Origin of the sequence: Streptomyces sp. SID12501, assembly GCF_010550245.1 — a bacterium.
Taxonomy (GTDB): domain Bacteria; phylum Actinomycetota; class Actinomycetes; order Streptomycetales; family Streptomycetaceae; genus Streptomyces.
In genome coordinates this window covers 1-387 of the sequence record NZ_JAAGLU010001051.1, presented here as the reverse complement: position 1 = coordinate 387, position 387 = coordinate 1, and the positions used below count along the sequence as shown (strand labels likewise).

General features: G+C 72.1%; 1 pseudogene. It reads right to left on the bottom strand.

Annotation, left to right across the window (positions count from 1 at the left end):
- Positions 1 to 45: 45 nt before the first annotated feature.
- A pseudogene (locus G3I71_RS49775) lies at positions 46 to 231 on the bottom strand (beta-galactosidase); the annotation flags it as partial.
- Positions 232 to 387: the final 156 nt, after the last annotated feature.

Below are 387 nucleotides of genomic sequence, written 5' to 3'. Positions count from 1 at the left end.
GCGCACGCCCCCGGCGTGCAGGCGGTCGAGCACGTCGTCAAGTCACGCGAAGTCGTACTCCCCCGGGCGGGGCTCGAGGCGCGACGACGAGAACACCCCGACCGTCGCCGTCGTCACGTGCGCGCGGCGCATCAGCCGCACGTCCTCGTCCCACACCTCCTGCGGCCACTGCTCGGGGTTGTAGTCGCCGCCGTAGGAGATCCCCTCCGTCGGCCAGCCGAGCTCTGCCACGTGCCCCTCCGTCGCGTCGTCGCGCCCGCGCCCTGTGCACGGTCACAGCCTGTGAACGTGCACAGGTAATCACGCGGGCACGCGCCCCCACAGGGGGGCCGGGGCATCGTTATCCGACTGTGACCGTGCACAGGACGCGGTCCGAAATCCCGGCCG